Below are 4,271 nucleotides of genomic sequence, written 5' to 3' on the forward strand. Positions count from 1 at the left end.
CGGGGGCTCGGAGATCYSYATANGMKSACCGGGTACTAGTGCTGTATGGGGATGTTCCCTTGCTCACCGCTGACACCTTGCGCGCATTTCTGGCAAAAACTCCGCAAAACGCTCTGGGACTGAGTACCGCCATTCTTGAACAGGCCCAGGGTTACGGTCGTATTGTCCGCGACGCCCAAGGCCAGGTACAGGCCATTCGTGAACAGAAAGACTGCAGCAGCACAGAGCATGCTATCCGGGAAGTGAATCTAGGCATGATGATATTGCCAGTCGCTTCACTTCAGGGCTGGTTATCGGACTTGTCAGCCAATAATGCCCAGGGTGAGTTATATCTGACGGATGTGGTTGCCATCGCCCGGAGCAGTCATCACGAGGTCTGGCCTTTTACTTTTAGCGATGCCAGCGAAGCCCTGGGCGTCAATGACCCGGTTCAGCTGGCGACGCTGGAGAGAATTTATCAGCGCCGGCAGCTGCGTCATTTGCAGGTTCAGGGGCTGCGCCTGGCGGATCCGGAGCGTGTGGATATTCGCGGAACTCTGGAATGCGGTCAGGATTGCTGGATGGACCCCAATGTTCTGTGTATCGGCAAGGTGCGTCTGGGAGATCGGGTGCGCATCGGTATGGGCGTGGTTCTGCAGGATGTGGAAATTGGCGATGATGCAGAAGTACTGCCCTACAGTGTACTCGAAGGCGCCCGTATAGGCGCTAGTGCACGGATCGGCCCATTCGCCAGAGTTCGTCCGGGTAGTGATATTGGCGTGGCGGCACATATCGGTAATTATGTGGAAGTGAAAGCCTCGACCATTGGCAATGGTTCCAAGGCTAATCATCTGACCTATATTGGTGACTCGGAAATCGGTTCCGGAGTAAATGTGGGCGCAGGGAGCATCACCTGCAATTATGATGGGGTGAACAAGCACAAGACCGTGATCGGAAATGATGTGTTTGTCGGTTCGGCGACGCAGTTGATTGCGCCAGTCAGTGTGGGTGACGGCGCGACTATTGGTGCCGGAAGCACGATCACCAAGGATGTGCCCGCCGGTGGGTTGACCCTCAGCCGCAGCCCCCAGCGTTCCATTCCGGATTGGCAGCGCCCGCAACGAAAAATCAAGGAAAGCTGACGGCAGCAGGTGTGCCTGTTCCTGACGAAAGGGCTAAGTCGGCGCGTAGCCTAAGGCAGCACAACGGGTCCAAGAGGAAACCATCCAGCCGGTGGGCTGATGTCAGGATAAATTCAGTGCGGGCAGGATGCCCCTCGTCTTCGGGAGACAGAGCTTATGTGCGGTATTGTCGGTGGTGTCAGTAAGACGGATTTGGTGCCCATGATTCTGGAAGGTTTGCGGCGCCTGGAATATCGCGGCTACGATTCGGCGGGTTTGGCGATGCTCCAACAGGTTCCAGGACAGCAGCCAAGCCTGGAGCGCGTGCGGAGCGTGGGTCGGGTGGCGGAATTGACGGCGGCAACCAGCGAGCGGGCTTTGCAAGGCATGCTGGGCATTGGTCACACCCGTTGGGCGACCCATGGGGGGGTGGCAGAATGTAATGCCCATCCCATGTTGTCTCATGAACAAATTGCGGTGGTGCACAACGGTATTATCGAAAATTTTCATGCCCTGCGTGCCCGTCTGGAACAGGCAGGTTATGTATTCACTTCCGAAACAGATACGGAAGTCATTGCCCATCTGGTCCATTTTTATCGACAGACAGCGCCTGATTTGTTTACAGCGGTACGGCAAACCGTGGCGGAATTGCGCGGCGCTTATGCCATTGCCGTTTTGTCGCTTGCAGACCCGGACCGGCTTTGTGTGGCGCGGATGGGTTGCCCTCTGTTGCTGGGGATTGCGGATGAAGGCCATTATTTCGCCTCGGACGTGGCCGCCCTGTTGCCCGTAACCCGTCGGGTGCTGTATCTGGATGATGGCGACGTAGCCTTGTTGGAGCGGGACAAGCTGTCCATTACCGATCAGGCGGGGCAGCCCCAGAAACGTGAAGAACATTGGAGTGAACTCAGTGCTGCCGCTGTCGATTTGGGACCGTACCGGCACTTTATGCAAAAGGAAATCCACGAGCAGCCCCGGGCCTTGGCGGATACCCTGGAAGGGGCGTTGAACAGCCAGTTGAATCTGGGCGATTTGTGGGGAGCGCAGGCGGAAGCCATTTTCAAGGATGTGAACAGCGTGCTGTTTCTGGCTTCCGGCACCAGTCATTACGCGACCCTGGTGGGACGGCAATGGCTGGAGAGCATTGCCGGGATTCCCGCTCAGGCAGAGCTCGGTCATGAATACCGCTACCGCGACTCCATTCCCAACCCGCGTCAGCTCATTGTGACCCTCTCCCAGTCGGGCGAAACGCTGGATACGTTTGAAGCCCTGAAACGGGCCAAGGAGCTGGGTCACGACTATACCCTGTCCATTTGCAATGTCGCGGAAAGTGCCATCCCCAGAGCCTCGGCACTGCGTTTTCTGACCCGCGCCGGCCCCGAAATCGGGGTGGCGTCCACCAAGGCGTTTACGACCCAACTGGTCGCTTTGTATTTGCTGGCGATTTCTCTGGCCAAGGCGCAGGGCAAACTGGATGCGGATACCCAGGCTACCCATCTGGAGGCTCTCCGCCAGCTTCCCGGCAGCGTCCAGCATGCCCTGAATCTGGAACCACAAATCCAGGGTTGGGCAGCACGTTTTGCGGGCAAGGAACATGCGCTTTTTCTGGGACGTGGACTGCATTATCCCATCGCCCTGGAAGGCGCCCTCAAGCTCAAGGAAATCTCCTACATTCACGCCGAAGCCTATCCCGCAGGGGAGCTCAAACATGGCCCACTGGCTTTGGTGGACAGCAATATGCCCGTCGTGGTTATTGCCCCCAATGACCGTTTGCTGGAAAAAGTGGCCGCAAACATGCAGGAAGTGCATGCCCGAGGCGGAGAGTTGTATGTGTTCGCTGATGCAGACAGTCACTTCAGCGCCAGCGCGGGTATTCACGTCATGCGTCTGCCCCGCCACACCGGTCTGCTTTCACCGGTGGTACACGTCATTCCGGTACAGCTCCTAGCCTATCATGCCGCGCTGGTAAAAGGCACCGATGTGGACCGTCCCCGCAATCTGGCCAAGGCGGTTACGGTGGAATGATCGGGTAGGTGCTGTTACGGATGTTGTTAAAGGACAAAAAAGTATCATCCCTGAACAATAAAGTATCATCCTAGAGTACAGCAAAAACGTGAAAGAAAGTATGTATCGGACAAAGAATCAACGAGTTAAGTTGCTATCAGGATGACACTTTATTGTTCTGCGCCCCCGTCAGTGGCGTGTTTGATAGGCAACTCAGGATGATACTTACCCCACTAGGCCAACCAAACGGCGACCCATAATCAATAAGTTGCATGCCAATCAGGATGATACTTTTTTGTCACTGAACACTGGGTAGAACAATATGCCCGTCAGCAAGGCTGCGAAATCATGGTGTTGGATGCGTATGTCACCAACCATTCGGCACGCCGGTTTTATGAGCGAATGGGTTATCAGGTGCTTGACACCCCGACCCATGCAGCGAAAATTTACCAGTCAATTGTAGCGTAAAGCATAGGAACACGGCCTCCCAAAGGCGCTCGTGAATCTCACTTTTCTGACGGAAATTTCCCCTATGTCACGCGCCCAACGCCTCCTTACCCTGATTCAAATTTTGCGCCGACACCGATTTGCAGTTACCGGGACGAGTCTCGCTGAAGAGCTCGGGATCAGTGTGCGCACGCTCTATCGCGACATTGCGACATTGCAGGAACAGGGGGCGAACATAGAGGGAGAACCTGGAATCGGCTATGTGCTATGGCCTGGCTTCATGCTTCCGCCGTTGATGTTTTCGAAAGAGGAAATTGAGGCACTGGTCCTTGGGGCTCGCTGGGTGGCTGATCGTGGTGATGAACGGCTTGGTGCTGCTGCCCGGAGTGCTGTCAGCAAAATTGCAGCGGTTTTACCCGGTGATTTGCGGGAAATGCTGGATGCTTCTGCGCTACTGATTGGACCGGGGAAGACCATCCCTACGGTTGCCGTTGACTTGTCTGAGCTCCGCCTGGCGATCCGCGCCGAACACAAGGTCACCATCCATTATCGGGATCTCAAGGACAGAGAAACCAAACGGACTGTCTGGCTATTTGCACTGGGGTATTTTGAGAGCTATGCTCGAAAGTGGTGTACGGGCGCGTTACAACTGGCTTGAATGAGGTGGCGTACTGTTGCTACAAAGGGTTTCCGACTCAAAGAGCAACATAAGGAGTACGC

At 55.7% G+C, this 4,271-nt stretch carries 2 protein-coding genes and 2 pseudogenes; all 4 read left to right on the forward strand.

Features of this window, described 5'->3' with window-relative positions; genetic code table 11:
- Positions 1 to 1,121 (forward strand): annotated as a pseudogene (gene glmU / locus H7F08_RS14880) (bifunctional UDP-N-acetylglucosamine diphosphorylase/glucosamine-1-phosphate N-acetyltransferase GlmU); the annotation flags it as partial.
- Positions 1,122 to 1,277: 156 nt separating this feature from the next.
- Complete coding sequence (glmS, locus tag H7F08_RS14885; RefSeq protein ID WP_024894410.1) at positions 1,278 to 3,125, forward strand: glutamine--fructose-6-phosphate transaminase (isomerizing); 1,848 nt, start codon at positions 1,278 to 1,280, stop codon at positions 3,123 to 3,125.
- Positions 3,126 to 3,425: 300 nt separating this feature from the next.
- Positions 3,426 to 3,572, forward strand: a pseudogene (locus H7F08_RS14890) (GNAT family N-acetyltransferase); the annotation flags it as partial.
- Between the two features lie 31 nt (positions 3,573 to 3,603).
- The gene (locus tag H7F08_RS14895) at positions 3,604 to 4,209 is read left to right on the forward strand and encodes a YafY family protein (protein WP_319026039.1); all 606 of its coding nucleotides are present in this window, start codon (positions 3,604 to 3,606) and stop codon (positions 4,207 to 4,209) included.
- The last annotated feature ends 62 nt before the right edge of the window (positions 4,210 to 4,271 follow it).

Source organism: Acidithiobacillus sp. HP-11, from assembly GCF_015100075.1.
In the GTDB taxonomy this organism is placed as follows: Bacteria; Pseudomonadota; Gammaproteobacteria; order Acidithiobacillales; family Acidithiobacillaceae; genus Acidithiobacillus; species Acidithiobacillus thiooxidans.